This is a genomic window from Ferdinandcohnia sp. FSL W7-1320 (genome assembly GCF_038050315.1).
GTDB classification, from domain to species: Bacteria; Bacillota; Bacilli; order Bacillales; family Bacillaceae_L; genus Ferdinandcohnia; species Ferdinandcohnia aciditolerans.
In genome coordinates, this window is record NZ_JBBPAM010000001.1 from 489,858 (window position 1) to 513,730 (window position 23,873).

The following is a 23,873-nucleotide window of genomic DNA, read 5'->3' on the forward strand; positions in this document are numbered from 1 at the left end:
GATTGCTACCCTTCGTTTGTTGTTGCCGTATGCATTTTCTTCGTTTTTGCTGTATACATTCTAAATAATATGAAAGCGACAGCGGATAGGAATATACCTGATATGTAGGGTAATCCCATTGAAATTGTATAAAGAAGACCACCTAAAATAGGTCCGAGAATTCGTCCAAGCGAATCGAAGGAGGACAATAATCCTGTGACGCTTCCATGTCCCGTCTTGGAACGCTTCGTAAGTAATGCCGAAACCGCAGGACGAATGATGCCATTTCCTACTCCAAAAATGGTTAAATAAATCGCAGCTGTAACGAAATCCTTTGTAAATAAAATAAGGAAAAAACCTACGGCTGACACGAAAATTCCGATTTGGATGACAAAACCTTCACCAAACTGTTTCGTAAGCCTTCCCACTAATCCACCTTGTACAATCGCTCCAGCGAGTCCCATAATCATAAAAATATAACCGAGCTCAGTAGTTCCCAATCCAGCTTTTTCAGCCGCAAAATAAGCAAACGTAGCTTCAAGCCCTGATAAGGATAATGTGATAAAAAGAGAAAGGAAAAACAGAACACTTTCAGGACCGTTAAGTGCTTTTAACAGACCCGTCCTTTTTCGGTCTTTCGGATGTCTTTGCTCTTTTGATAAAGATTCTTTAAGAACAATCATGACGAGGAAAAAAGTAAGTAAAGACAAAGTACCTGCAATGTAAAATGGCATGTGTAAGTTAGTTTTTGAGAAAATACCACCAATTGCTGGACCAAAGATAAATCCTAGACCAATCGATGCACCAATGACACCCATTCCTTTACCACGGTCTTCCTCAGAGGTAATATCGGCAGCATATGCCATTACGGTTGGCATATTTGCGGCTGAAAGAAAGCCACCAATGATTCTGGCTGCAAACAACATCCATAATTCTGTGGATAAAGCCATTAGAAAGAATGAAACCGCAAGTCCGAAAATACCAATCATAATAACAGGCTTACGTCCAATCCGATCGGAAATTCTTCCCCACATCGGTGCGAACAAGAATTGCATTAATGAATAAACAGCCATGAGTAGTCCTAATTCAGTGGGTGAAGCGCCAAGATCTTCTGCATAAAAGGGTATGACAGGAATAATGATCCCAAACCCAACATAAACCAAGAACATAACTGCAAATAATATAGGTAATGCTTTTTTTGTATTCAACGTATGTCACTCCAGTATGATAGCTTACTTTCCTATCATAAATTAAATGAAAACAATTTGAAAGTAATCAGAGAGAGAGTCACAAAAATATTTTTATAGGACGAATTTATCTCACAAAAAAGCATCTTCAAAGATGAAGATGCTTTAGTCTTGGGCTCGTCCATTACATAACTCGTCTTACGTGCCCCTTAAAATGGTTTTTCCAATAGCCGCTTGTCATATCAGCAATACCAACACCGGTAGAACTTTGTGAGCCGATAAATTTACCGCCACCTATATAAATTCCAACATGACCATCTTTTTTATAGGTGTCGAAGAATACCAAATCACCAGGTTTCATGTTACTAACTGATACTGCAGTACCTTGACCTCTTAAAACACTTGTACTAGAACCAACATTTACACCAGCTTGAGCGAATGCCCAATGTACAAATCCAGAGCAATCGAATCGACCGTTTGCAATATCATATGCACTTCTTCCGCCACCAAATACATAGACGGAGTTTCCTATGTATTTATATCCTGCATTAATTACAGTGTTAATTGAACCAGTAACCTTTGGAGTTGAGGTTGGAACTGATGCAGTAACTGTAGCTTTGGCTGTTTTTGTTGCAGGACTAGTTGAAGCAGTTGTGCTAACTGCAGGTGTTGCAGTAATCATACTAGCACGAAGGTCTTCAATGTCCGCTAATGTTTTTTGTTCTTTTGACTTTAGGGCAGCCTTTAAAGCGTCATTTTGTGCTTTTTGGTCTTCAATTTGACCTTGCATGGCTACCAATTCTTCTTTTTCGTCCGTTAATGCAGTAAGAGTCTCCTGAATCTTAGCTTGCTTTTCTTCAACCAGATTGATTGCTTTGGCTTGTTCATCAATTATTTCTTGGTCTGCTTGCATAATTGTAGAGACTGCACTCACACGATTAATAAAATCAGAGAAGCTTTGTGCACCAAAAATTACATCTAGGTAACTAATCGTTCCACCAGATTGTTGCATCATGCGGGCACGTTCTTTTAAAATCTCGTTACGAGCTTCAATTTCTTTTTCAAGCTTTTCAATCTCAGTTTCTAGAGTTTTTACTTCTTCTTCTGATTTCTTAATTTCCGCTTCTGTTTGAGCGATCATTTTACGGTTATCTTCAATCGCTTGGTCAACCTTTGCAATTTGAGCATTTAATTCTGCTAATGCTTTTTGTGTATCAGATAGCTCAGTTTGAAGTGAACTCATTGTTTCTGCACTAGTTGATATTACATATGGAGAAAAGGCACTTATCATTAAAGTGGCACTTAAGGTTACGAGTGTCTTTTTCAAGATAATTCCTACTTTCTTACTAATCTACTTAGTCTATATCCGAGTCTTTTACTCTATCATATTATCATAAGTTTCTATAAAATTCTCCATTTGTCGCGAAATTGTTACATATTATTAATATTGTAATGTTACAAAACCTAATAGAATCAAGGTTTCGTAAAATAGCGAATATGTCAATGTCGAAATATATTTGTAATATAAACGGAATATTATTCCTACTAAAGTAGGGTTTAGAGGTCATTGTGCCTTTGAGGAGATTGAAGGAAGTCGGTAACATGAACATGATAGGAGTATTTCGTTGATTTCTCAAATAGTTTGATTGAATGTGAAAACCCTTGGAAAAGAAGAGAAAAAGGCGCTAAACAAACATTTGTTTGAAAAATAGGATTCGACTAGCGCCTTCCTTTTTTGTCTATAAAGCTTCAAATTCCTGTATTCTATGTTTAATGTCATCAGGTATAGGTGTAGATGTTTTAGTAACATTGTTGTAATTTACTTGAATGGTTTCGGCTTCAACTAAGATTTCATCATCTCGTGTTATGATACTCTCAAGGGTGAGGCTGGAAGTACCCAATTTTTTTACCCGAACATAAATCGTGATGAGATCATCTAGTAATGCTGGTTTTTTGTACTCAACTGTACTTTTAACAAGAACGGGTTCAAATTGGGAAGAGTGTTGATTCGTAAGCCAATCCGGCCCAAGAATTTTACGCATGTATTCAGTGAAGCCGATATCGATATAGGTAAGATAATGTGCGTTAAAAACAATTTTTTGACCATCGATTTCAGAATACCTAACACGGATAGTATGTGAAAAATGAAAGTTTTCCAAGCTGTTCCCTCCTTTTTACAAAGTATATTCTGCAAAGAGGGGGTTTTTCCTGCATACTATAATAGAAGAACAATCAACTTTATTCAGTAGAAGTCTCTTTTTCTTTATGTGTTGAGATGGATGTAATCCCAGAAGAGAGGGTTCAATCCATTGCTGAATAGAGTGAATGCCTCCACTGAATGCCACTTTTTTCAAAGGGAAATTTTCGATCAGTAAGATCAAAGACTAAGAACGCCACGTCCTGTGGGCAAAAAAATCGGATGCAAATACGCCATGGCGCATTTGATTGAGAAAGGTCGAATATATATGAAATTTTCACAGAAGAAAGGCTTAATAGAGTCCTATATTGTAGCGGGTACGGGGGGAATGGTGTTTTATTTATTACATTTTCCGATCCCGTGGATACTCGGGCCGATGACCTTCATGATTCTATACAAAGCCATTACACATCGAACAATGGTTGTTTCAGTTCGCCTGTACAATGTTGGACTTGCGACACTAGGAATCTACTTCGGATTGTCGTTTACTAAAGAAACCTTTATTACGGTCTATCCATATATTATCCCGTTTTTAATAATGACGATATTGCTATTGACCGTCAGTGTGATAAACAGCATTTTTGTGACTCGATTTATTAAAATTGACCCAATGACAAGTGTATTTGGCTCGATTCCTGGGGGACTATCCGAAATGGTTGCCGCAAGTCATTCGTTAAAAGCAAATTCTGCAATGGTAACGATTTTTCAAACGGTTCGTTTGTTAACGGTCGTGTTCATGGTTCCATTTATTGTGACGCATTGGTTCATAGCAAGTGTTGGAAATCCATATGAAGTCACAAAAAATCTCAGCAGTGTACCTGTTTATGCATATTTATGGTTCAGCATAGCTTTAGTAGCAGGGTGGTTGCTTCGAAATAAGCTTCCAGCGGCGTTTGTTATTGGCCCACTTGCAGTAACGGTATTACTTGGTGTAGTGGGAGTAGGGTTACCACCCATTCCACCCTGGTTACTAATACTTGCTCAAATCACCGTTGGGATGAGAATGGGGAATAATATCAATCTAAGAGATTTAAAGATTGGTGGAAAGTATTGTGGAGTTTACTTCACTCTCACGCTTTTATTACTCGCATTCTCATTTGGATTTGGTTATCTATTTGCCATATTGTCAGATTTAGATATACCAACTGCTTTACTGAGCTTTTCACCTGGAGGATTAGTTGAAATGGTATTAACCGCAACCGCAATAGGTGCAGATCCAGCAGTGGTAAGCTCATTACAGCTTATTCGACTATTATTCATTATTTTAATCGTTCCGAGCTTTTTAAAATGGATGTTTAAAAGAAGGGAAAAAGTAGCTGCATGATAAAAGAGGCAATTCAAACAAACATTTGATTGAAGTTGGGAACCTTTGTGTACCAAGGGATGTAAGTTAAACGGGCGTTTGAAGAGGGAATTTGTAGTTTCTTGAAATTCTGTAAGCAAAAATTCAAACAAACGCTTGATTGAAAATTGAATCCTTTGTGCCCCAAGGAATAGACCGCTAAACAAACGTTTGATTGAAAAAGATTATGTCAACTAGAATGAGGTTTTACCACTGTAAGTGGAATATTGGAGAAGTGGTGCCTTTCAAAAAGGCATAGAACACTATGAATATCCTAGAAACTGGAAAGTGGTATCACTCGGAACGGCTTGGAGTATCATCACCGTCCTATAAACTGAAAATTGATATCACACCAAAAGACTTGGAGTACCACCAACGTCCTATTAACAGGAAAGTGATGTAACTCTGAAAGACTTGGAGCACCATCACCTTCCTAATAACTTGAAATTGGTATCGCTCCGAAATGCATGGAGCACCATCAACATCCCAAAACCCGAAATTTCATAGATTCAAAATTGCTTATGGTATCACCATTATCCAACTAACCGGAAACAGGTAGTCTCCAAAAGGGGTTAGAGTATCATCACCGTCGTAATTAATGGAAGGTGATGCCACTGTAAGAAGCAATAAAGTACCACAAGCATCCTGAAAATTGACCAACAACGGATCAGCCAAGTGCAGACCAAGACTAAAAAGCCACTAGGGTATCCTAGCGGCCAAACTTAATATTAGATTATGCGCCCCACTCTTCCTTAGATGGACCGTAAACACCAGGGACCCTTAATCCAGCTTGACGCATTAAAATGGTCATTTGTCCGCGGTGGTGAATTTGGTGGGTATTCGTCATTCCAAGTATTACGGCAACAGGCATTGTTTGACCAAACATTTCTTTCATTTCCTTCAATGTTTCATCGTTCCATTGTTCTTTAATCGCAGAAACTAGGTTTTCACTTGTTGTACGGTAGCTATCGGCCATTTCCTTTGCTGATGTTGGAACTGTCTCACCGGCTGCACCATCGAACTGAAGGCCAGTTTGTGAAATAATTTGATGGACGGAAGTCACAACATGCCAAGCAAGTTCACCTAAGGTACGGTGACCAGCTGCAACAGACTGTGATAATGACTCATCTGTTAAAGCATCAAGGATTTTTTGAGTGGCACTACCCTCATAATTCCAATCTTGTAAGAATTCTTCAAGTGTATGGTACATATGTATTCCTCCTATAATGTGATTACCAACATTATACTTGATTCACAAGTAAAAGCCATTTTAAACGCACATGATGATTTTTTTGAAGGATGATGTTTTATCTATGAATTACTTGTAAAATAGAAGAGGATACTAGATTTCTACTACAAAGGATGTTGACGTGTGAAGGATATAACAATTGGCTCACTCTTAGATGTGGTTGGGGAATTGTTCTCCGACGAGATATCAATTGCTGTCTCAAATACAAAAGAATATCTTTATTATCGACCAAGTAAACGCATTGATTTGAAAATTAAACCAGGTGATGAAGTAAAAGAGGGAACCATTGCGTATAAAGCCATTACGTCCAGACAAAAGGCTTCCGAATTTATAAATCGCGACGTATTTGGCATTCCTTATCATGGCATGGCCGTACCTTTTTTTCATGGGGATCAGTTGGAAGGTTGTGTAACGGCAATCTACCCAGCATTAACAGATGGAAAATCGGTCGTAACCGTAAAGTCTCCAGATGGCTGGAAACCCATTCCATTCTCAGAAGTGCTTTACCTTGAGGCAAAAGATAAAAAAACACATGTGTACACGGAAGATTTTTCGGGGACACATAAATATTCGCTTCAGGAATTTGAATATACGTTGCCAAAGGACTCTTTTATTCGCTGCCATCGCTCATTTATTGTGAATGTAAATCAAATCAAAGAAATCCATCCTGATACTCATTCTACATTTGTCTTAGAAATGAACAACGGCGCCAGGGTCCCTGTTAGTCAAAATTACTCAAGTTATTTTAGAAAGTTGCTGGGTTTCTAACTGTTATCCACCAAAAGATTGAATAGAAATTAGAGGCCTCTTAATTCTGGGAAAAAATATGCCAAAACATATTTGATAATCTAGAAAAAGAACAAATCTTCTGCTTTGGGGGTTTGTTCTTCTTTTTTATCGAAAATTTATGTTCTTTACTCCAGAAATTCCACCCTATGTGGAGATTATAGGTAAAATTATCTTAATATTCAATTTCATAAAGGGGATGGGAGAATATGACTAATAAACTAGATCGCATTAAGGACACCCGTCTACATGACCGTGTTGTAACTCCGGAAGAGGCAGCGGAGTGGATTCAGGATGGTATGACATTAGGCCTCAGTGGATTTACACGTGCGGGCGATGTGAAAGCGGTACCATTCGCGCTTGTAAAACGTGCTGAAACGGAAAGCTTAAAAGTAAACGTATATACAGGGGCGTCATTAGGCTCTGATGTTGATAAATTATTCGCTGAAGCGGGAATTCTAGGTAAGCGCTTACCATTCCAAGCTGATCCAACAATGAGAAAAGGTATTAACAATGGGGACTTTTTGTTTGTAGATCAGCATTTATCTCATACATCAGAATTAATTCGTTCAAATGTGATGGATGTCGATGTTGCAATTTTGGAAGCGATATCAATTGATGAAGATGGGTTAATCATTCCTACAACTTCAATCGGGAATTCTTTAACTTTTGCACAGCATGCTAAATCAATCATTGTTGAAATCAACCTTGCACAAACAACAGAGCTCAAAGGGGTTCATGATTTATATGCACCTGGTAAACAAGGCGAAAGAGAACCTATTCCGTTAACAAAGTCAGATGATCGAATTGGCTTACCTGGAATTAAAGTAGATATAGGAAAAATCAAGGGAATTGTGTTTACAGATCAAACAGATTCTCCGTCAACAATCGTACCACCAGATGAAGAAACAGAAATAATGGCACAGCATCTTTTAACCTTTTTACGAAAAGAAGTTGAAGCTGGCCGTTTAACAGAGAAGCTTGCACCACTACAGTCTGGAATTGGATCAGTGGCAAATGCGGTACTGCATGGTATGCTTGATTCTGATTTCACAGATTTAGAGGTTTATTCTGAAGTATTGCAGGATGCGGTATTTGACTTAATGGATGCCGGCAAAGTAAGCTTTGCTTCCTGCTGTTCCATAACCTTATCAGAAGAAAAAATGAAAAAAGTGTTTGGGAACTTTGATAAGTATCGTGAGCGTTTGATCATGCGACCACAGGAGATTTCAAATCATCCTGAAATTATCCGACGTCTCGGACTTATTTCAATAAACACAGCACTCGAACTGGATATTTACGGAAACGTCAATTCAACCCATGTGCTCGGTACCAAGATGATGAATGGAATCGGCGGTTCAGGTGACTTTGCTAGAAATGCACGCCTAGCGATTTTTGTTACAAAATCAATTGCAAAAGGTGGAGACATTTCAAGTATCGTTCCATTTGTCTCACATGTGGACCACACAGAGCATGATGTAGATGTCATCGTAACAGAACAAGGATATGCAGACTTACGAGGACTCGCACCAAGAGAACGTGTGGAGCTATTGATTGAAAACTGTGCACATCCAATGTATAAACAACAGCTTAGAGACTATTACCAAGAAGCACTTACACGAGGTGGCCAAACACCACATGTATTAGAAAAGGCATTCTCATGGCATACAAACTTTGCACAAAAAGGTACCATGCTAGAAAAAGAATTAGTAGAAGCGTAAACCATAGAGCCGTATAAAGAAGGAATTCTTTATGCGGCATTTTTTTGTGAGAAACCCAGTATCGAACATAGGTAAAAAGGATTATGTCCTACTGACTGTAATCATGGTACGATTAACCAAAAGTGTAACAGAGAAGAGGGGTAGAATGAATCATGTTAAGGCATTTGTGGGTTGCTTTTTCATCGCGGTGTCTGCTTTTTTGTATGCTACAAAACATGTTACGGCTGCGATCATATCTTCAAATATGAATCGTCCAGACGTGAATTATTATGAGGGGGCATTCAAGGTTGTTGGATTCGGCATTAACTTTTGGATAATCGTATCCTTAATTGTTGGGATTGTTATTTTAATAAGCCTCATTACACAAGGAGCTACCTTTCCATTCAAAAAGAAAAATGCACTCGAAGAAAATCCCCACCAATGAAGATGGGGATTTTTATAGAATAAACTGTTATATGATTTAAAAAGGTTTTAAAATCATTAATGCTATGATAATCAAAAAGAGTGTATTTTCGATATGCTCAACTCGAAAAAGCGCCTTTGCTAGAGGATAGTATTCGGCAGGAATATCTTCACCTTGATGTGATTCTAATAAAGCTTTTACTGGCTTTGATTTAGGTGTAAGGGCGAATGGTCCCATCGCTAGCGCAACAAGAAATAGCAATAAGCTTGTCACATACCAGCCCATAGTAAATAGATAAGGATTAATAGCCCCCATTAAAAGTCCAGAAACGAGCAGGAGTATGCCACCGACCATGACAAATATGTGTAATCTATGTCTAATTGCATACGAATGTCTAAGCTCTGTCATCGTATCTCCCGACTTCACAACCGTTGTTAAAATAAAGCCAGGTCCCATTCCGAGGATGGCTGAAAAAATATGTATGAAAACAAGTATTCGATAAACAACATCCATTTTATGGTCCCCCATTTACAACATATTCCACTAATAATGATAGCACTATAATAAAAAAGATAAGTGATGTAACTCACAATTCCATATTCATAATCTTACTATTTTGTGACAGTAGTTTGCCAGTAAAAGATACGTGGTATAATAGGAAAGAAGTCCTTAAATTCTTAGAAAGGGGACAATATGGTGAAAAGTATCACAAAATTTTTATATATTGTATTAGGTTTTATTTTCTTTGGCCTTGGGATAGTAGGAATCGTATTGCCCATCATCCCAACTACGCCCCTGTTACTACTAGCATCATTCTTTTTTGTAAAAGGATCGGAAAAATTTGATCGGTGGTTTAAAGGGACTAGTATCTATAAAAAGCATTTAGAAGGTTTTGTGAAGCGGCGGGAAATGACATTAAAACAAAAGTTAACCATTTTGTTAACCGCAGATGCGATGATCGCAATTCCGTTTATTATTTTGGACAATATTTGGTTGAAATTATTTTTGGTCGCAGTTGTTATTTATAAATACTATTATTTCATCACAAAAATAAAAACGGTAGCACCTGAAGATTATGCATTACACCAGCAAGCGTTTTTTGAAAAAACAGGTCATAAATAGAGAAAACCCTTGTCCACCTCATAATGACAAGGGTTTTTTATGTATTTAGTTCACTTTACTAAACTCATGGACCCAAACTTTCATGTGAGGGAGCCATGGCATGCCAGGATGATAGGAAAGAATTGATTCTTTGTATTCGTCAACAGTATCAAAGCCTTCTCTTTTCGCATCCGCGTCTGTCAACTCACCTAGGGATTGTTCATATACACGGTCAATTTTAAATTGCTGACCTTCGAGAGTCATGATTTCTCCAACATCTGCATATCTACCATTTCGGCGTGTAGCTGTCTTTTTACCTTCTAGTACTTTCTTTATGTCTGACTCCATTGTCACAAGACGATCAATGGTACATGTTTTAGCTGGTAATTCATTATTTGGTGTAGTCATTAACAAGCTCCTTTCAACTTACAGATCTTAATATTATTTACTATACACTTTAACAAGGAATACCATTCTTGACAACTTATGAGGTAGTTCAAAAAGTCGGCCGGAAATGACACATCGAATTTCAGCGTACCTTGCTGCGAAGATGTCAACTCAAGCAGTTGCCACGCTCCTGTACTCGGGAGCTCGCACAGCCTTAAATTACAATGCACAGGACGTGGCGTTTAGTCGACGCGGTCCTTTACACCCTCCGTTTTGAGCACGCATTAGTTTGTTTTTCGATCAAAATACCTTCTCAAGCCTTCCCCTAGAATGGTAAAAGTAAACATCGTAAAGGAAATAGCAACACAAGTCCAAAATGGAATCCAAATAGAGCTAATCATGTCTTTTCTAGCTTGTCCAAGTAACGTTGGCCAGTTAAGACTAGTGTTTATCATCTCACCAACACCATAACTGGTTTGAACAAACACTTGTGAAAGAAACACACCAAAAATACCTAATTGCGCTATTAATAGACAGGTTCTCCCGATATCAATAAAGAAATTGACCATAATTGCAGGATATGTATTGGGTAGAATGTTTCCTAATGCTAGTCGAAGTGGGGAAATGCCGACTGTAATTCCGGCCTCTATATACGGTTTTCTTACAATTCTTTGAGTTTCCTCACGAATAATGTGACTTACTTTTCCAACCTCAATTAATGCTAAAAGTAAAACCGACCACCATAAGCGATTTTCATTCATTACAAGGGCTGGAATAGCCAATAAGAGCAGTGCCGAAAAAATAATCGGAATACTAGAAAAGACATTGTTCCACGTCGTAACAATCCAAGAGAAAGGATTATTTTTACGTGTTGCTAGTAACCCAAGAGGGATGGCTAAACAATAGCGAATAATCACAATACCTAAGATGATTTTTAGTGTATCTTTCGCGCCGACGATGATCACACTTAATAAATCTCTACCTTCATGGTCAGAGCCAAAAGGAGGTTGTTGCCCTGGGGAAAAAGGTGCTTTAAGTAAACCTTTACCACCGTCTAAAAAACGAATTCTACCTTCTTCAATACCTTCTTTAACATACGGTATATGTGGCCCCACAAAAGTAACGAGAAGAAGAATACTTAACATAAATATGCCTGTGATTAAAAACCAATTTCGATTTAACATAAAACACCCCTATTTTGGATCTAATCTCATTTTGAGTACTTGGCTTATCATATGAGCCACCATCACAAGTATCAGAAAGCTTATACAAATCCCAATGATTAGACCACGTTCATCGGCACCGCCACCTGGAGGGATAAAGTTGGTATATCCAATTGCCGAAAACAATCGATAGGCAGCTCCTTGGTAACCTAGTAAATATTCAACAACCAATAGGTTTGATAGAACAAATACCATTATTGATTGCAAATGGCTGGAAACCGTGATTAAGCAGGATCTCATCATATGATTAAGCAACACTTTATTTTTTGTGAATCCCTTAGCAAATGCCACTTGAATGTACGGTTCGCGGTCCTGAGTAAGAAGTGAAACCGACGTGATTCTAGCTACATAAAGCATTGGCGCAATCGATACGAGAATACTAGGTGCGATAAACTTCCACCAGGCTTCCGTTCCCATGATGCTAAAGTCCGGTACATATAATAGTAGAAAATAGCTTAAACAAATGATAATAAAAAAGTCAGGAACTCCTGAGAAGAACCAGGTCGCACCACTTCCTAAAAAGCTCTTTTTTGTATTCGTCCATCGATAGTCAAGAATCCCTTTTATAATTCCGAACACGACACTAAGAATAAACCCAATCAAAATGATTTTAAGACTTCTCGGAAAAAACTTCGCAATTTCATCTTCTGCTGAGAGGGAGGCAAATTTCGTTCCTCCAAGACTTTTATTCTCATAAACATCTTTTAAAAATACACCTACATTCGTTGCATATTCTTTTAAATTAAAATGATAGGAATACTCAACAGTCATTGCCTTTCCGGAAAAATCAATACTAGGTTCGCGAGGGAAAAGTACAAATAATATCACACATAGAAATACACATAAATAAATCGCTAAAATCTTTCCGAACTCTTTCACAACCCCCACAAAAATGTCCTCCTTTTCGAAAATGGCTACTATTCTAAATATATTCGAAATTCCAGTCCGTGTCATCACCGATTTGTCGTTTAGTTAGTTCTATAGTTCTATATAAGGTTCATAAAATGTAACGATACACATTCATCAAAGGGGGAAAATCAATTCTATATTTCTTTTAGACTATCATTGTGATAATATAGTAAAAAAGTTAACTATTAAAAATTTTATAAAAAATGAAAGGGGTTACATATGTGAAGAAAATTACAGTTTTTTTAATCATGCTTGTATTTCTCTTCTTGGCAGCTTGTGGAACTAGTGATACAAGTGAGACCGGCGGAGAAAAAGAAGGAGAAGATACTGGCAAAAAGACACTTAAGGTTATGACAGATGCGGCATACGCACCATTCGAGTTTATGGAAGGTGACAAAATCGTTGGTTTCGAAATCGATGTTCTTAATGCTGTAGCTGAGGAGGCAGGCTACGAACTTGATATTAAACATACAGGTTGGGATCCAATTTTTGTTGAATTAAATAAAGGTTCTTATGATATGGCGATATCGTCAATTTCAATCACCGAAGACCGTAAGAAGGAGTATCTATTTACGATTCCGTTTTTCCTATCAACTAATAAAATTATGATCCCTGAAGATAGTAATATTCAGACAGCTGATGATTTGAAAGGGAAAAAGGTAGCGGTTCAAGCATCGACCACTGGACATTTTGCGGTTGAAAAGGTACTTGGTGAAAAACATCCTGATATTAAAGCATTTGAAAATAATAACTTAGCCATTCTTGAGCTTGAAAGCGGTGGAGCGGATGCAGTCGTAGCCGATAACGGTGTTATTGAATACTACGCTGCGCAAAATCCAGACAAAAAGCTAAAGGTAGTTGGAGACAAAGACACATTTGATGCTGAATTCTACGGCATGATGTTCCCTAAGGGCAGTGACAACTTAAAAGCTGATCTCGATAAAGCAATTGAAGCAATTATTGAAAGCGGAAAGTACACAGAAATTTATAAAGAATGGTTTGGGGCAGAGCCAGACTTAGAAGCATTGAAGGCAGAACAAGAAGCTTCGAAATAAACGAGTGAAAAATTGCGTAACGACTTCATTGTGTTACGCAATTTTTGGCTTATTAAGAGGGGGACACACCATGGATTTTAGGTTGGATATAATCATAGATTACCTTCCCTATTTTGGGAAAGGAGCATTATTAACCATCGGCTTATCAATTGCCGGAATTTTACTTGGGACAATCCTAGGGCTATTTATTGGCATTGGAAAAATGATTCGTAATAAATGGATTGCTCTTCCATTTATGTTTTACGTAACTTTCTTCCGCGGGACACCACTACTCGTCCAAATCTTTTTAGTTCACTTTGGGGTTGTTCCATTATTTTTAGGTGGAACAAACGGAATTGTCGCAGGTGTTATTGCACTTACATTAAACGCTTCAGCCTACATAGCGGAGATTTTTAGAGCAGGTATCCAATCCCTTGACCGTGGGCAAATGGAAGCCGCTCGCTCATTGGGAATGACACATCCTCAAGCGATGAGATATGTCATTATCCCTCAAGCATTTAAACGAATGATCCCTCCATTAGGAAACGAATTTGTTATTCTGATTAAAGATTCGTCCCTTCTTTCGGTAGTAGCGACTCCGGAATTAATGCACTGGGGCCACATGATGACTGGCCAATATGCGCGTGTGTGGGAACCATATTTAACTGCAGCCTTCATTTATTTGATATTAACTCTTACATTGACAATCCTATTAAACTATCTTGAAAAGAGGTTGAAAACAGAATGATCAAAGTGGACAATATAAAAAAATCTTTTGGAAAGAATGAAGTGTTAAAAGGGATTTCAGTTGATATTCAGCCTAAAGAGGTTGTGGTTGTCATTGGTCCGTCGGGATCCGGGAAGTCTACCTTTTTACGTTGCATAAATTTATTGGAGACCATAGACGAAGGGCATGTTTTTATAGAGGGTGTCGACATTACTGATAAGAAAACAAATATCAATTCAATTAGAACAGATGTCGGTATGGTGTTCCAGCAGTTTAATTTATTTCCTCACAAAACCGTTATGGAGAATATTATGCTTTCGCCATTGATAGTAAAGAAGGTTTCGAATGAAAAGGCGTATAATAAAGGGATGGAGCTACTGAAAAAAGTTGGTCTTGCAGAGAAAGCGGACGCTTATCCGGATTCATTGTCTGGTGGTCAAAAACAGCGTGTTGCGATTGCACGAGCACTTGCCATGGAACCTAGAATCATGCTTTTTGATGAACCAACCTCTGCTCTTGACCCTGAAATGGTTGGAGAAGTTTTAGAGGTTATGAAGCAACTGGCACGAGAAGGAATGACAATGGTGGTCGTGACCCATGAAATGGGCTTCGCTCGTGAAGTAGGTGACCGTGTTCTTTTCATGGATGGTGGATATATTGTTGAGGAGAATCGACCAAAGGAGTTATTTGAAAATCCACAACATGACCGGACAAAAGCATTCTTAAGTAAAGTACTGTAAATGGGGATACCTGGCATCATTTTGTGTCAGGTTATTTTTACTTTATTCCATTGAATAAAGTTAAGCCTCCGGCGGATGCCTCGATTTTTAAAAGGAGAATATTCGGGCTAGCTCGAAAAAAAATCGGGCGCGAATACGCCAAGGCGCATTTGATAGGAGGAGATCAACAACATGGACATGATTGAAAAAGCAATAATTGTTGCGAGTAAAGCACATGACGGGCAGTATCGCAAACTAACGAATATACCATATATTACCCATCCGCTTGGGGTTGGCCTAATTTTAATGAAGATAAATGCGCGGACTGAACTAGTAGCTGCCGGAATACTACACGATACAGTTGAGGATACTGAGTTAACACTTTCTGATATTAGAGATGGCTTTGGTGATGAGGTAGCAGAACTTGTGGACGGTTGTTCAGAGCCAGATAAATCTCTGCCGTGGGAAGCAAGGAAAGAACATACCATTTCATTTCTAAGGGCGGCGTCAGAAGATAACCGAACAGTCGTATGTGCGGATAAGCTGCATAATATCCGGTCGATCATCCGCGATTATGAGGAGCAGGGTGATCAAGTTTGGCGCAGATTTAGCCGAGGCAAGGATAAACAAGAGTGGTATTACCGAAATGTAGCCGAAAGCCTAGGTCATGCCTCGACTTTTCCATTATTAGAAGAACTTAAAAAGGAAATCGATATATTGTTTGGTTAGGAATAACAGCGTCTCAAAGATAATCTTTGAGGCCTTTTTTATTATTGACCAGAGTGGTCAATAAGGGATATAATGGAATTGACCGAACTGGTCAATGTTAATTGGAGGTTTTACCATGCTTTCAAAATTTTTCAACTTAGAGCAAGAAAAACAAGAACGAATCTTGAATGCAGCCACCAAAGAGTTTGCTGAAAAAAACTATGCGAATGCATCAACAAATGAAATTGTTAAGCAAGCGGGTATTTCAAAGGGGCTGTTGTTTCATTATTTTAAAAATAAAAAAGAACTATATCTCTTCTTATATGACTATTATTTAGAGTTACTGGTTAATGACTTATTTGCCAATATTGACCTTGATGAGCCTGATATTTTTAATAAATACCGCAGTATAACATTGATTAAATTTGAACTAATGAAAAAACACCCCGAGATGTTTACCTTTGTAAGACTTGCCTTTGAGGAAGATTCCCCCGAGATTAAGATTGAACTTGAAAAAAGAAACAAGGATATCCTTAAAAGTAGTTATTCGAAGTTGGCTAGTTCGATTGATGTATCAAAATTCAAGGAAGGAATCGATATTCCAAAAGCAATGAATATTATTTTTTGGTCACTTGAGGCCTTCGGTTACCAAAAGCAAGAACAAACAAAAGAGATCCCGTTAGACCAGTTAAATATTGAAGACCTGCTTGAAGAAATGGACGAATATATCGAAATGCTAAAATTAGCATTTTACAAATAATGTAGGGAGGTCTAGATAAATGAATGTCATTGAAATTCAAAACTTAACAAAGATGTATGGAAAGTCGCGGGGAATTGAAGATATTAGCTTCCATGTGGAGGAAGGAGAGATTTTCGGATTTATTGGGCCGAATGGTGCCGGAAAGTCCACAACTATTCGAACCATGTTGTCACTCATCTACCCGACAAGTGGAAGTGCAAAAATCTTTGGGAAAGACACAGTTCAATTCTCGTCTGAAATTAAAAAGGAAATTGGTTATCTTCCATCAGAAGTCTTTTACTATGACAATATGAAAGTGAAGGACCTGCTTAAGTATTCGGCAAGCTTTTATAAAAAGGATTGTTCCAAGAGAATCAAAGAACTGGCTGAGATTATGGAACTCGACCTTAATCGTAAAATTGATGATCTATCTCTTGGAAACAAGAAAAAGGTAGGGATTGTCCAAGGTCTTCTCCATGAACCAAAGCTTGTGATTCTTGATGAGCCAACGAGTGGGCTTGATCCATTAATGCAACAGCGCTTTTTTGATTTGCTAGAGGAAGAAAATAAAAAAGGTGTGACGATTCTTTTCTCTTCCCACATTTTAAGCGAGGTTCAAAGACTGTGTGACAGGGTTGCTATTATCAAAGAAGGTAAAATCGTAACCGTTGAAAAGATTAGTACTTTAAAAGATAACAATTTTAAAAGATTTGTGGTTGAACCATTAGCTCCGATTGAAAAAAGCTATTTTTCAATTCCAGGTGTAAGTGATTTAGAAGTTACTGATAAGAAAATTAGCTTTCTGTTTAAAGGTAATATCAATACAGTAATGGAAAAAGTCGCCGGTATAGAGATTACCAATCTGTCCGTAACAGAGCCAGACCTTGAGGAGATTTTCATGCATTATTACGAGAAGGAGGCCTAAAATGATATGAACGTCTTTTTTCATGAATGTAGGGCCTATCGAAAAACCACGCTCATTTGGACATTGTCGCTCGTTGGAATCATGGTCTTGTTTATGTCGATGTTTCCAACGATTGCAAAGGATATTGAAGATTATAAAAAGGTGTTGGATGGTTTTCCAGATGCAATGAAACAAGCATTAGGACTACAGGTTGATACCTTTGGTTCCGTTCTCGGATTTTACTCCTACGTGTTTGTGTATATTAGCCTTTGTGGGGCGATCCAGGCAATGAATTTTGGCACAGCCATTGTGTCAAAGGAAGTAAGAGAGAAGACAGCTGACTTCTTACTAACAAAACCAATCACAAGAAATACGATTTTAACGGCAAAAGTTTTGGCTGCATTTACTTCCATTCTGTTCACAAGCATTGTATATTTAGTTGCCTCGTGGCTTATGGTAGCTGCAGTTGCAACGGATGAATACAGTACAAAAGCCTTTTTACTTATTTCGATTTCGTTGTTTTTATTGCAAGTCATTTTTCTTGCGATAGGGATTTTCCTTTCCGTTTACTTACCAAAAATCAAATCGGTACTCTCCGTTTCTTTAGGAACTGTTTTTGCTTTTTTTATTATTGGAATGCTTAGTTCAAGTGGTGCTGAATTTAAACGGTATCTGTCTCCTTTTAAATACTTTGATTCGTACTATATGATTGAACACACAAGATATGAGGGAGCTTTTTTATTAGTTGGATTAGGGATTGTGGTTGTTGCAATTATCGCGAGCTATATCTACTATACGAAAAAAGATATCCATTCTGTATAAGAAAGGGGGGACTTTGCATGAATGTATTTTTAAGAGAAATGAAGGCATACCGTAAGTCTCTCATCATTTGGAGCATTGGACTTGTCCTTTTAATATTCATGGGAAACACTGAATACTCAAGCCTTTCTTCATCTGGGCAATCCTTGAATGAACTTGTTGAGTCGATGCCAAAAGCTCTTCAAGCATTAATGGGGACGGGTACGTTAGATTTATCGACCCCGATAGGGTATTTCGCGGTTCTGTATTTATATTTGCTTTTGATGGCGACAATACATGCCTCGATGATGGGGGCTTCAATCATTGCAAAGGAAGAGCGGGATAAGACCTTTGAATTTTTATTTGTAAAACCTATTACACGTACGAAGGTAATTACCATGAAGCTAGTAGCAGCTTTTATAAATCTTGTCGTTTTTAACGCTGTTACAACCATTGCAACGATTTTGATTTTTGAAATGGATCATGGGATTGAGGATCTACTTAAGTTAATGGGCGGAATGTTTATTTTACAAATCCTATTTTTAGTGCTTGGTTCTGCACTTGCAGCAACTATCCGGAAGCCGAAACGAGCAGCACCCATTGCTACAGGAATCCTGCTACTAACATTTATTTTATCGATTGTCATTGATTTAAGTGAAAAACTTGAAGTCCTTAAATATGTTGTTCCATTCAAATATTTTACAGCGGAAAATATGCTAACTGGGGATGGGTTTGAGGCTGTTTTCGTCATGATCTCCGTTTGTTTGACCGTCATTTTAACAGCACTAACCTATGTTTTTTATAAAAAAAGAGATCTGAACGTGTAATAAGGAGCAGACTACTGCTCCTTAGAAGGTTATTCATTTTTATAATTTAAATTTAAAATGGGTACGCGTAAAAAGCGTTTGATTGCAAAGGCACATGCACCCATTCGAACGGTTCTTTTGCCTAAAGTTGAAACCGATAATTCACGATAGTGACTGATAGAAGAGGATAAATTCTCTTCTATTTTTTTTATAGAATCAGGGTAAAGACGTAAGATTTCTCCATCAAGTATAATGGTATCCGGATTATACATGTTGATCATATTATTTAATCCAATGGATAGGTAGTAAATAAAGTGTTCGAGACGCTCAAGGATCTCCTTGTCATTTTCCTCAATTAGCTCTTTCAAGTCATCATATGTAAAAGAGGAAAGACCTTTTTCCACTCTTATATTTTCTAAAAAGACGGACTCTGAAGCATATTGTTCCCAGCACCCTTCATTACCACAAGAACATGAGCGTCCGTGTGGAACGACGATCATATGACCGATTTCACCTGCAAACCCGTCATTTCCGCGAAAGAAATGATTGTCCATAATGATCCCAAGCCCGATTCCAGAATAAATCGTGGTGCATAATAGGCTGTTTGTTTCATGGTGAAGAAATACCCTTTCAGCAAAAGCGGACATATTTGCATTGTTTTCGATATGTATCTCGAGCTCGCATGCTTTTTCAAGGTCTTCCTTCAAATTAACAGAACGCCACAAGAATCGAGGCACAAAATGAATCTTTTCATCTTTTCCAACAAGTCCGTGAATCGCAATGACGACACCGATAATACCATAACGATTATCACTGTATTCCTCATCAAGTAAATTGATTTGTTCAATTAATATCTGAAGAATGTCCTCATAGGCTCGGTTTTTACATTCGATCGTCTTTTCGAAAACAAGCCTCCCAAGCAAGTCCGATATTGTGAATGAGATATGGTTGTAGTCCACATCTATTCCCAGCGCATATCCGGCCCTAGCGTTTAATGAAAGCATAATTGGCTTTCGCCCAACATTATTATGCTCTAGCTGAGTTTCAATGATTAAGTCTTCATCTAATAAATCAGCAACCTGTGCAGAAACGGTGGCCCTTGTAAGTGCTGTTGCTTTGGAAATGTCAGCCCTTGAGATCATGCCTTCTTGAACTATTTTTTCTAAAATAAGCGAGCGATTTATTTTTTTTATATATGCTGCATCTCCAGTAATCATACAAATCCTCCATCTGGTAGTTGGTACAACAAAATTTTAAAAAGAAGATTTCATCATTAAGTTATACATAATGAATGGCAATATGTGAAGTTTTTTCTATGATGACGCTTTCAAAAAAACTAAATTTACATTTGACATAATTGTTTGTATTTAGATAATTGACGAATAAAGGCTAGGGTGGTACATTATAAATGGTTATAATTTGTTTAGTGAACGAATTAATTATACAACTTATTTTTAAGATTGAAAAGATTTGATTTTTTAGGTAGGGTATAAAAAGGAAACATAATAGTATTACTATTTTAATAGTTTAGGAGTGTGGTTACATGAAAACAGCTTTAAATAACAAAGAATTAGATTTGTTAGCAATTAATACGATTCGAACTCTATCAATTGATGGTGTAGAGAAAGCAAATTCTGGACACCCAGGAATGCCAATGGGTGCAGCTCCAATGGCTTACACTCTTTGGGCAAAAGAAATGAATCATAACCCTGCAAATCCAAACTGGTTCAACCGCGACCGCTTTGTATTATCAGCTGGACATGGTTCCATGCTTTTATATAGCTTACTACATTTATTCGGTTACGATGTAACTATGGATGATTTGAAAGCTTTCCGTCAATGGGGAAGTAGAACTCCAGGACATCCTGAGTTTGGTCATACTCCAGGTGTTGAAGCAACTACAGGTCCACTTGGCCAAGGTGTTGCAATGTCTGTTGGTATGGCAATGGCAGAAAGACATCTTGCTGAAACTTATAACAAAGACAATTATGAATTAGTTAACCACTTTACATATGCAATTTGTGGTGATGGAGACTTAATGGAAGGTGTTTCCGCAGAAGCAGCTTCACTAGCTGGTCACTTAAAATTAGGTCGTCTTATCGTGATGTACGATTCAAACGATATTTCATTAGATGGTGATTTAAACCTTTCTTTCTCTGAAAGTGTTGAAGATCGCTTTAAAGCATACGGCTGGCAAGTAATCCGCGTTGAAAATGGTAATGATACAGAAGAAATTCAAAAAGCATTACAAGAAGCAAAAGCTGATCTAAACCGTCCAACATTAATTGAAGTTAAAACAACAATCGGTTTCGGTTCCCCAAACAAAGGTGGAAAATCGGCTTCACACGGTGCTCCACTTGGTAAAGATGAAGTTACTTTAACAAAAGAATCATACGGCTGGACTTATGAAGAGCCATTCTTCGTACCAGAAGAAGTGAAAGAACACTACAGCCAATTCGTAGAAGCTGGCAAGCAAAAAGAAAGTGTTTGGAATGAATTATTTGCAGAATATAAAAAAGCATACCCTGAATTAGCAACTCAATTTGAAATGGCATTAAATGGCGAGCTGCCTGAGAACTGGGAAGCTTCATTACCAAGCTTTGAAGCTGGATCTTCAGTTGCAACTCGTGATGCTTCAGGTAAAGCATTAAATGCTGCTGCTACTGCAATTCCACAATTAATCGGTGGTTCAGCAGACTTAGCAGGATCAAACAAAACCCTTATCACTTCTGAAAAGAACTATGCAATCGACAGCTTTGCTGCTCGTAACATCTGGTTTGGTGTTAGAGAATTTGCAATGGGTGCGGCTATCAACGGTATGGCACTTCACGGTGGCGTAAAAGTATTCGGAGCAACTTTCTTCGTATTCTCTGATTACCTACGTCCAGCAATCCGTCTAGCAGCTTTAATGAAGCTACCTGTAACATATGTATTTACACATGATTCAATTGCAGTTGGTGAAGACGGCCCAACTCATGAGCCTGTTGAGCAATTAGCTGCATTACGTGCAATGCCAGGTCTTTCTATTCTACGTCCAGCTGACGCAAAAGAAACAGCTGCAGCATGGCGCTTAGCAGTTGAAAGTACTGACACACCAACAGCACTTGTATTAACTCGTCAAGGTTTACCTACTTTAGAGCTTGATCAAGAAGTTGTATATGAAGGTGTTAAAAAAGGTGCTTACGTTGTTTCTGAAGCAAAAGGAGAAGTTGCGGGTCTATTACTTGCAACAGGTTCTGAAGTTTCATTAGCAATTGAAGCTCAAAAAGAGCTTGAAAAAGAGGGCATTTTTGTATCAGTAGTAAGTATGCCAAGCTGGGATCGCTTCGAAAAGCAATCTGCAGAATACAAAGAATCAGTTCTTCCAAAAGCTGTTAAGGCTCGTCTTGGAATCGAAATGGCTTCTCCACTAGGATGGAAAGAATTCGTTGGCGACCAAGGTAAAGTTCTTGCAGTTAACACATTTGGAGCATCTGCACCAGCTGGTAAACTTCTACAAGAATACGGCTTTACTGTAGAGAATGTAGTAAAGAACTTTAAAGAAGTACTGTAATTTTTTACTAACTCATTTGACCCACCAATAAGTATAGGTGAGTCAAATGTTTCTAACAATATGGAAGATAAGATACTGGAGGGAAAAAGAAATGAAATTTTTTATCGATACAGCTAATCTAGATGACATTAAAAAAGCGTATAAAATGGGTGTACTATCTGGTGTTACAACGAACCCATCACTTGTTGTAAAAGAAGGCGTTAAATTCGAAGACCGCATTGCTGAAATCCTTCAAGCTGTGCCAGAAGTTGAAAGTGTATCTGCTGAAGTATCTCCAGATGCTGAAACTGCTGAACAAATGATCGCAGAAGCTGAAGAGCTTATCAAAATCAACGGTGGCGACAAAAACATCACTATCAAAGTTCCAATGACAGTGGCTGGATTAGAAGCAACTCGTTACCTTTCTCAAAAAGGTGTTAAAACGAACGTTACATTAATTTTCACGATGAACCAAGCTCTATTAGCAGCTCGTGCTGGTGCAACTTATGTATCTCCATTCTTAGGTCGTCTTGACGACATCTCTGAAGATGGCGTACAGCTTGTAGCAAAAATTGCAGAGCTATTCCGTGTTCACAACCTAGACTCTCAAATCATCGCTGCATCTGTAAGACACCCAGACCACGTTACTCGTGTAGCTCTAGCTGGTGCGCACATTGCAACGATTCCATACTCTGTAATTGAGCAACTTACTAAGCACCCACTTACAGACCAAGGCTTAGAAAAATTCGCAGCTGACTGGGTAAAAGCAGTAAAATAATTGTTTTTATATAGGGAACCCCGATTCGCTTTAAGAGTGGATTGGGGTTTTTTGGTTTGGGGATAATTAGTTAGAAGGGGGCAAGATCAAGTAGGGCTTTTTAGATTGGAGTGTTGCAGTAGCGGATATGGTCGAAGCTCGATCAGTATTTTTGTTGTTGAAGTCCCAGGCGGAGCTAGAGCACGCTCATAAAGTCCTTCATAGAGCAGATGAAGTCCCGCACGAAGCCAGAGCAGCCACGTAAAGTCCTTCATAGAGTGGATGAAGTCCCGTGCAGAGCTAGAGCAGCGGCGTAAAGTCCTTCATAGAGTGGATGAAGTCCCGTGCAGAGCTAGAGCAGCCGCGTAAAGTCCTTCATAGAGCGGATGAAGTCCCGCGCAGAGCTAGAGCAGCCACGTAAAGTCCTTCATAGAGCGGATGAAGTCCCGCGCAGAGCTAGAGTAGCCGCGTAAAGTCCTTCATAGAGTGGATGAAGTCCCGCGCAGAGCTAGAGTAGCCGCGTAAAGTCCTTCATAGAGTGGATGAGGTCCCGTGCAGAGCTAGAGCAGCGGCGTAAAGTCCTTCATAGAGTGGATGAAGTCCCGCGCAGAGCTAGAGCAGCCGCGTAAAGTCCTTCATAGAGTGGATGAGGTCCCGCGCAGAGC

The 23,873-nt window shown here is 38.4% G+C and carries 24 protein-coding genes; 15 read left to right on the top strand and 9 right to left on the bottom strand.

Annotated elements, in window-relative coordinates:
- Nucleotides 1-5: 5 nt before the first annotated feature.
- From NST91_RS02435 to NST91_RS02445, 3 genes are all read right to left on the bottom strand, one after another.
- A complete protein-coding gene (locus NST91_RS02435; RefSeq protein ID WP_341329859.1) occupies nt 6-1,187 on the bottom strand; it encodes an MFS transporter in 1,182 nt (393 codons plus the stop codon).
- A 163-nt stretch (nt 1,188-1,350) separates the two neighbouring features.
- On the bottom strand, nt 1,351-2,493 hold the full coding sequence (locus tag NST91_RS02440) for a coiled-coil domain-containing protein (protein WP_341329860.1): 1,143 nt from the start codon (nt 2,491-2,493) through the stop codon (nt 1,351-1,353).
- A gap of 412 nt (nt 2,494-2,905) precedes the next feature.
- Nucleotides 2,906-3,325, bottom strand: a complete 420-nt coding sequence (locus tag NST91_RS02445) for an acyl-CoA thioesterase (protein WP_341329861.1) — start codon at nt 3,323-3,325, stop codon at nt 2,906-2,908.
- 306 nt (nt 3,326-3,631) lie between these two features.
- Here NST91_RS02445 and NST91_RS02450 point away from each other — a divergent pair, with 306 nt between their 5' ends.
- Complete coding sequence (locus NST91_RS02450; RefSeq protein WP_341329862.1) at nt 3,632-4,687, top strand: AbrB family transcriptional regulator; 1,056 nt, start codon at nt 3,632-3,634, stop codon at nt 4,685-4,687.
- Between the two features lie 751 nt (nt 4,688-5,438).
- Here NST91_RS02450 and NST91_RS02455 read toward each other — a convergent pair.
- Nucleotides 5,439-5,915 carry a DinB family protein gene (locus tag NST91_RS02455; protein ID WP_121446822.1) on the bottom strand — a complete coding sequence of 159 codons (477 nt, stop codon included), beginning with the start codon at nt 5,913-5,915 and terminating at the stop codon, nt 5,439-5,441.
- A gap of 162 nt (nt 5,916-6,077) precedes the next feature.
- Here NST91_RS02455 and NST91_RS02460 point away from each other — a divergent pair, with 162 nt between their 5' ends.
- The 3 genes from NST91_RS02460 to NST91_RS02470 all read left to right on the top strand — a co-directional run bounded on the left by NST91_RS02460 (nt 6,078) and on the right by NST91_RS02470 (nt 8,885).
- Entirely contained in the window at nt 6,078-6,722 is a 645-nt protein-coding gene (locus tag NST91_RS02460; protein ID WP_341329863.1) for a LytTR family DNA-binding domain-containing protein, read from the top strand.
- 227 nt (nt 6,723-6,949) lie between these two features.
- Nucleotides 6,950-8,461: a succinyl-CoA:acetate CoA-transferase ScpC gene (gene scpC, locus NST91_RS02465; protein WP_341329864.1), complete on the top strand. Its 1,512-nt coding sequence runs from the start codon at nt 6,950-6,952 to the stop codon at nt 8,459-8,461.
- Nucleotides 8,462-8,606: 145 nt separating this feature from the next.
- Nucleotides 8,607-8,885 (top strand): hypothetical protein, encoded by a 279-nt coding sequence (locus NST91_RS02470; RefSeq protein WP_341329865.1) that lies wholly within the window; start codon nt 8,607-8,609, stop codon nt 8,883-8,885.
- 36 nt (nt 8,886-8,921) lie between these two features.
- Here NST91_RS02470 and NST91_RS02475 read toward each other — a convergent pair whose 3' ends face one another.
- Nucleotides 8,922-9,377: a DUF2269 family protein gene (locus NST91_RS02475; protein ID WP_341329866.1), complete on the bottom strand. Its 456-nt coding sequence runs from the start codon at nt 9,375-9,377 to the stop codon at nt 8,922-8,924.
- A gap of 180 nt (nt 9,378-9,557) precedes the next feature.
- Between NST91_RS02475 and NST91_RS02480 the strand changes: the two genes are divergently transcribed.
- Nucleotides 9,558-9,986 carry a YbaN family protein gene (locus NST91_RS02480; RefSeq protein WP_341329867.1) on the top strand — a complete coding sequence of 143 codons (429 nt, stop codon included), beginning with the start codon at nt 9,558-9,560 and terminating at the stop codon, nt 9,984-9,986.
- 45 nt (nt 9,987-10,031) lie between these two features.
- On the opposite strand, the gene NST91_RS02485 is transcribed toward NST91_RS02480, so the two are convergent.
- The 3 genes from NST91_RS02485 to NST91_RS02495 all read right to left on the bottom strand — a co-directional run bounded on the left by NST91_RS02485 (nt 10,032) and on the right by NST91_RS02495 (nt 12,463).
- A complete protein-coding gene (locus tag NST91_RS02485; RefSeq protein WP_121446816.1) occupies nt 10,032-10,373 on the bottom strand; it encodes an ASCH domain-containing protein in 342 nt (113 codons plus the stop codon).
- A 263-nt stretch (nt 10,374-10,636) separates the two neighbouring features.
- Entirely contained in the window at nt 10,637-11,536 is a 900-nt protein-coding gene (locus tag NST91_RS02490; RefSeq protein WP_341329868.1) for an ABC transporter permease, read from the bottom strand.
- A gap of 9 nt (nt 11,537-11,545) precedes the next feature.
- Nucleotides 11,546-12,463, bottom strand: a complete 918-nt coding sequence (locus NST91_RS02495) for an ABC transporter permease subunit (protein ID WP_341329869.1) — start codon at nt 12,461-12,463, stop codon at nt 11,546-11,548.
- A gap of 242 nt (nt 12,464-12,705) precedes the next feature.
- Between NST91_RS02495 and NST91_RS02500 the strand changes: the two genes are divergently transcribed.
- The 8 genes from NST91_RS02500 to NST91_RS02535 all read left to right on the top strand — a co-directional run bounded on the left by NST91_RS02500 (nt 12,706) and on the right by NST91_RS02535 (nt 18,940).
- Nucleotides 12,706-13,539 carry a basic amino acid ABC transporter substrate-binding protein gene (locus NST91_RS02500; RefSeq protein WP_341329870.1) on the top strand — a complete coding sequence of 278 codons (834 nt, stop codon included), beginning with the start codon at nt 12,706-12,708 and terminating at the stop codon, nt 13,537-13,539.
- A 70-nt stretch (nt 13,540-13,609) separates the two neighbouring features.
- A complete protein-coding gene (locus NST91_RS02505) occupies nt 13,610-14,266 on the top strand; it encodes an amino acid ABC transporter permease (protein ID WP_341329871.1) in 657 nt (218 codons plus the stop codon).
- Entirely contained in the window at nt 14,263-14,985 is a 723-nt protein-coding gene (locus NST91_RS02510; protein ID WP_341329872.1) for an amino acid ABC transporter ATP-binding protein, read from the top strand. Before NST91_RS02505 ends, NST91_RS02510 begins: the two co-directional genes overlap by 4 nt.
- A 171-nt stretch (nt 14,986-15,156) precedes the next feature.
- On the top strand, nt 15,157-15,693 hold the full coding sequence (locus tag NST91_RS02515; RefSeq protein WP_341329873.1) for an HD domain-containing protein: 537 nt from the start codon (nt 15,157-15,159) through the stop codon (nt 15,691-15,693).
- A gap of 115 nt (nt 15,694-15,808) precedes the next feature.
- Entirely contained in the window at nt 15,809-16,432 is a 624-nt protein-coding gene (locus NST91_RS02520; RefSeq protein ID WP_341329874.1) for a TetR/AcrR family transcriptional regulator, read from the top strand.
- Nucleotides 16,433-16,451: 19 nt separating this feature from the next.
- The gene (locus NST91_RS02525) at nt 16,452-17,336 is read left to right on the top strand and encodes an ABC transporter ATP-binding protein (protein ID WP_341329875.1); all 885 of its coding nucleotides are present in this window, start codon (nt 16,452-16,454) and stop codon (nt 17,334-17,336) included.
- Between the two features lie 6 nt (nt 17,337-17,342).
- The gene (locus tag NST91_RS02530; RefSeq protein ID WP_341329876.1) at nt 17,343-18,137 is read left to right on the top strand and encodes an ABC transporter permease subunit; all 795 of its coding nucleotides are present in this window, start codon (nt 17,343-17,345) and stop codon (nt 18,135-18,137) included.
- A 17-nt stretch (nt 18,138-18,154) separates the two neighbouring features.
- A complete protein-coding gene (locus NST91_RS02535) occupies nt 18,155-18,940 on the top strand; it encodes a DUF2705 family protein (protein ID WP_341329877.1) in 786 nt (261 codons plus the stop codon).
- A gap of 29 nt (nt 18,941-18,969) precedes the next feature.
- Here the strand turns inward: NST91_RS02535 and NST91_RS02540 are convergent, their stop codons facing one another.
- Nucleotides 18,970-20,136 (bottom strand): ROK family protein, encoded by a 1,167-nt coding sequence (locus NST91_RS02540; protein WP_341329878.1) that lies wholly within the window; start codon nt 20,134-20,136, stop codon nt 18,970-18,972.
- Nucleotides 20,137-20,462: 326 nt separating this feature from the next.
- Here NST91_RS02540 and tkt point away from each other — a divergent pair, with 326 nt between their 5' ends.
- Both tkt and fsa read left to right on the top strand, forming a co-directional pair.
- Nucleotides 20,463-22,472, top strand: a complete 2,010-nt coding sequence (tkt, locus tag NST91_RS02545; protein WP_341329879.1) for a transketolase — start codon at nt 20,463-20,465, stop codon at nt 22,470-22,472.
- A gap of 91 nt (nt 22,473-22,563) precedes the next feature.
- Nucleotides 22,564-23,229 carry a fructose-6-phosphate aldolase gene (gene fsa / locus NST91_RS02550; RefSeq protein ID WP_121446803.1) on the top strand — a complete coding sequence of 222 codons (666 nt, stop codon included), beginning with the start codon at nt 22,564-22,566 and terminating at the stop codon, nt 23,227-23,229.
- Nucleotides 23,230-23,873: the final 644 nt, after the last annotated feature.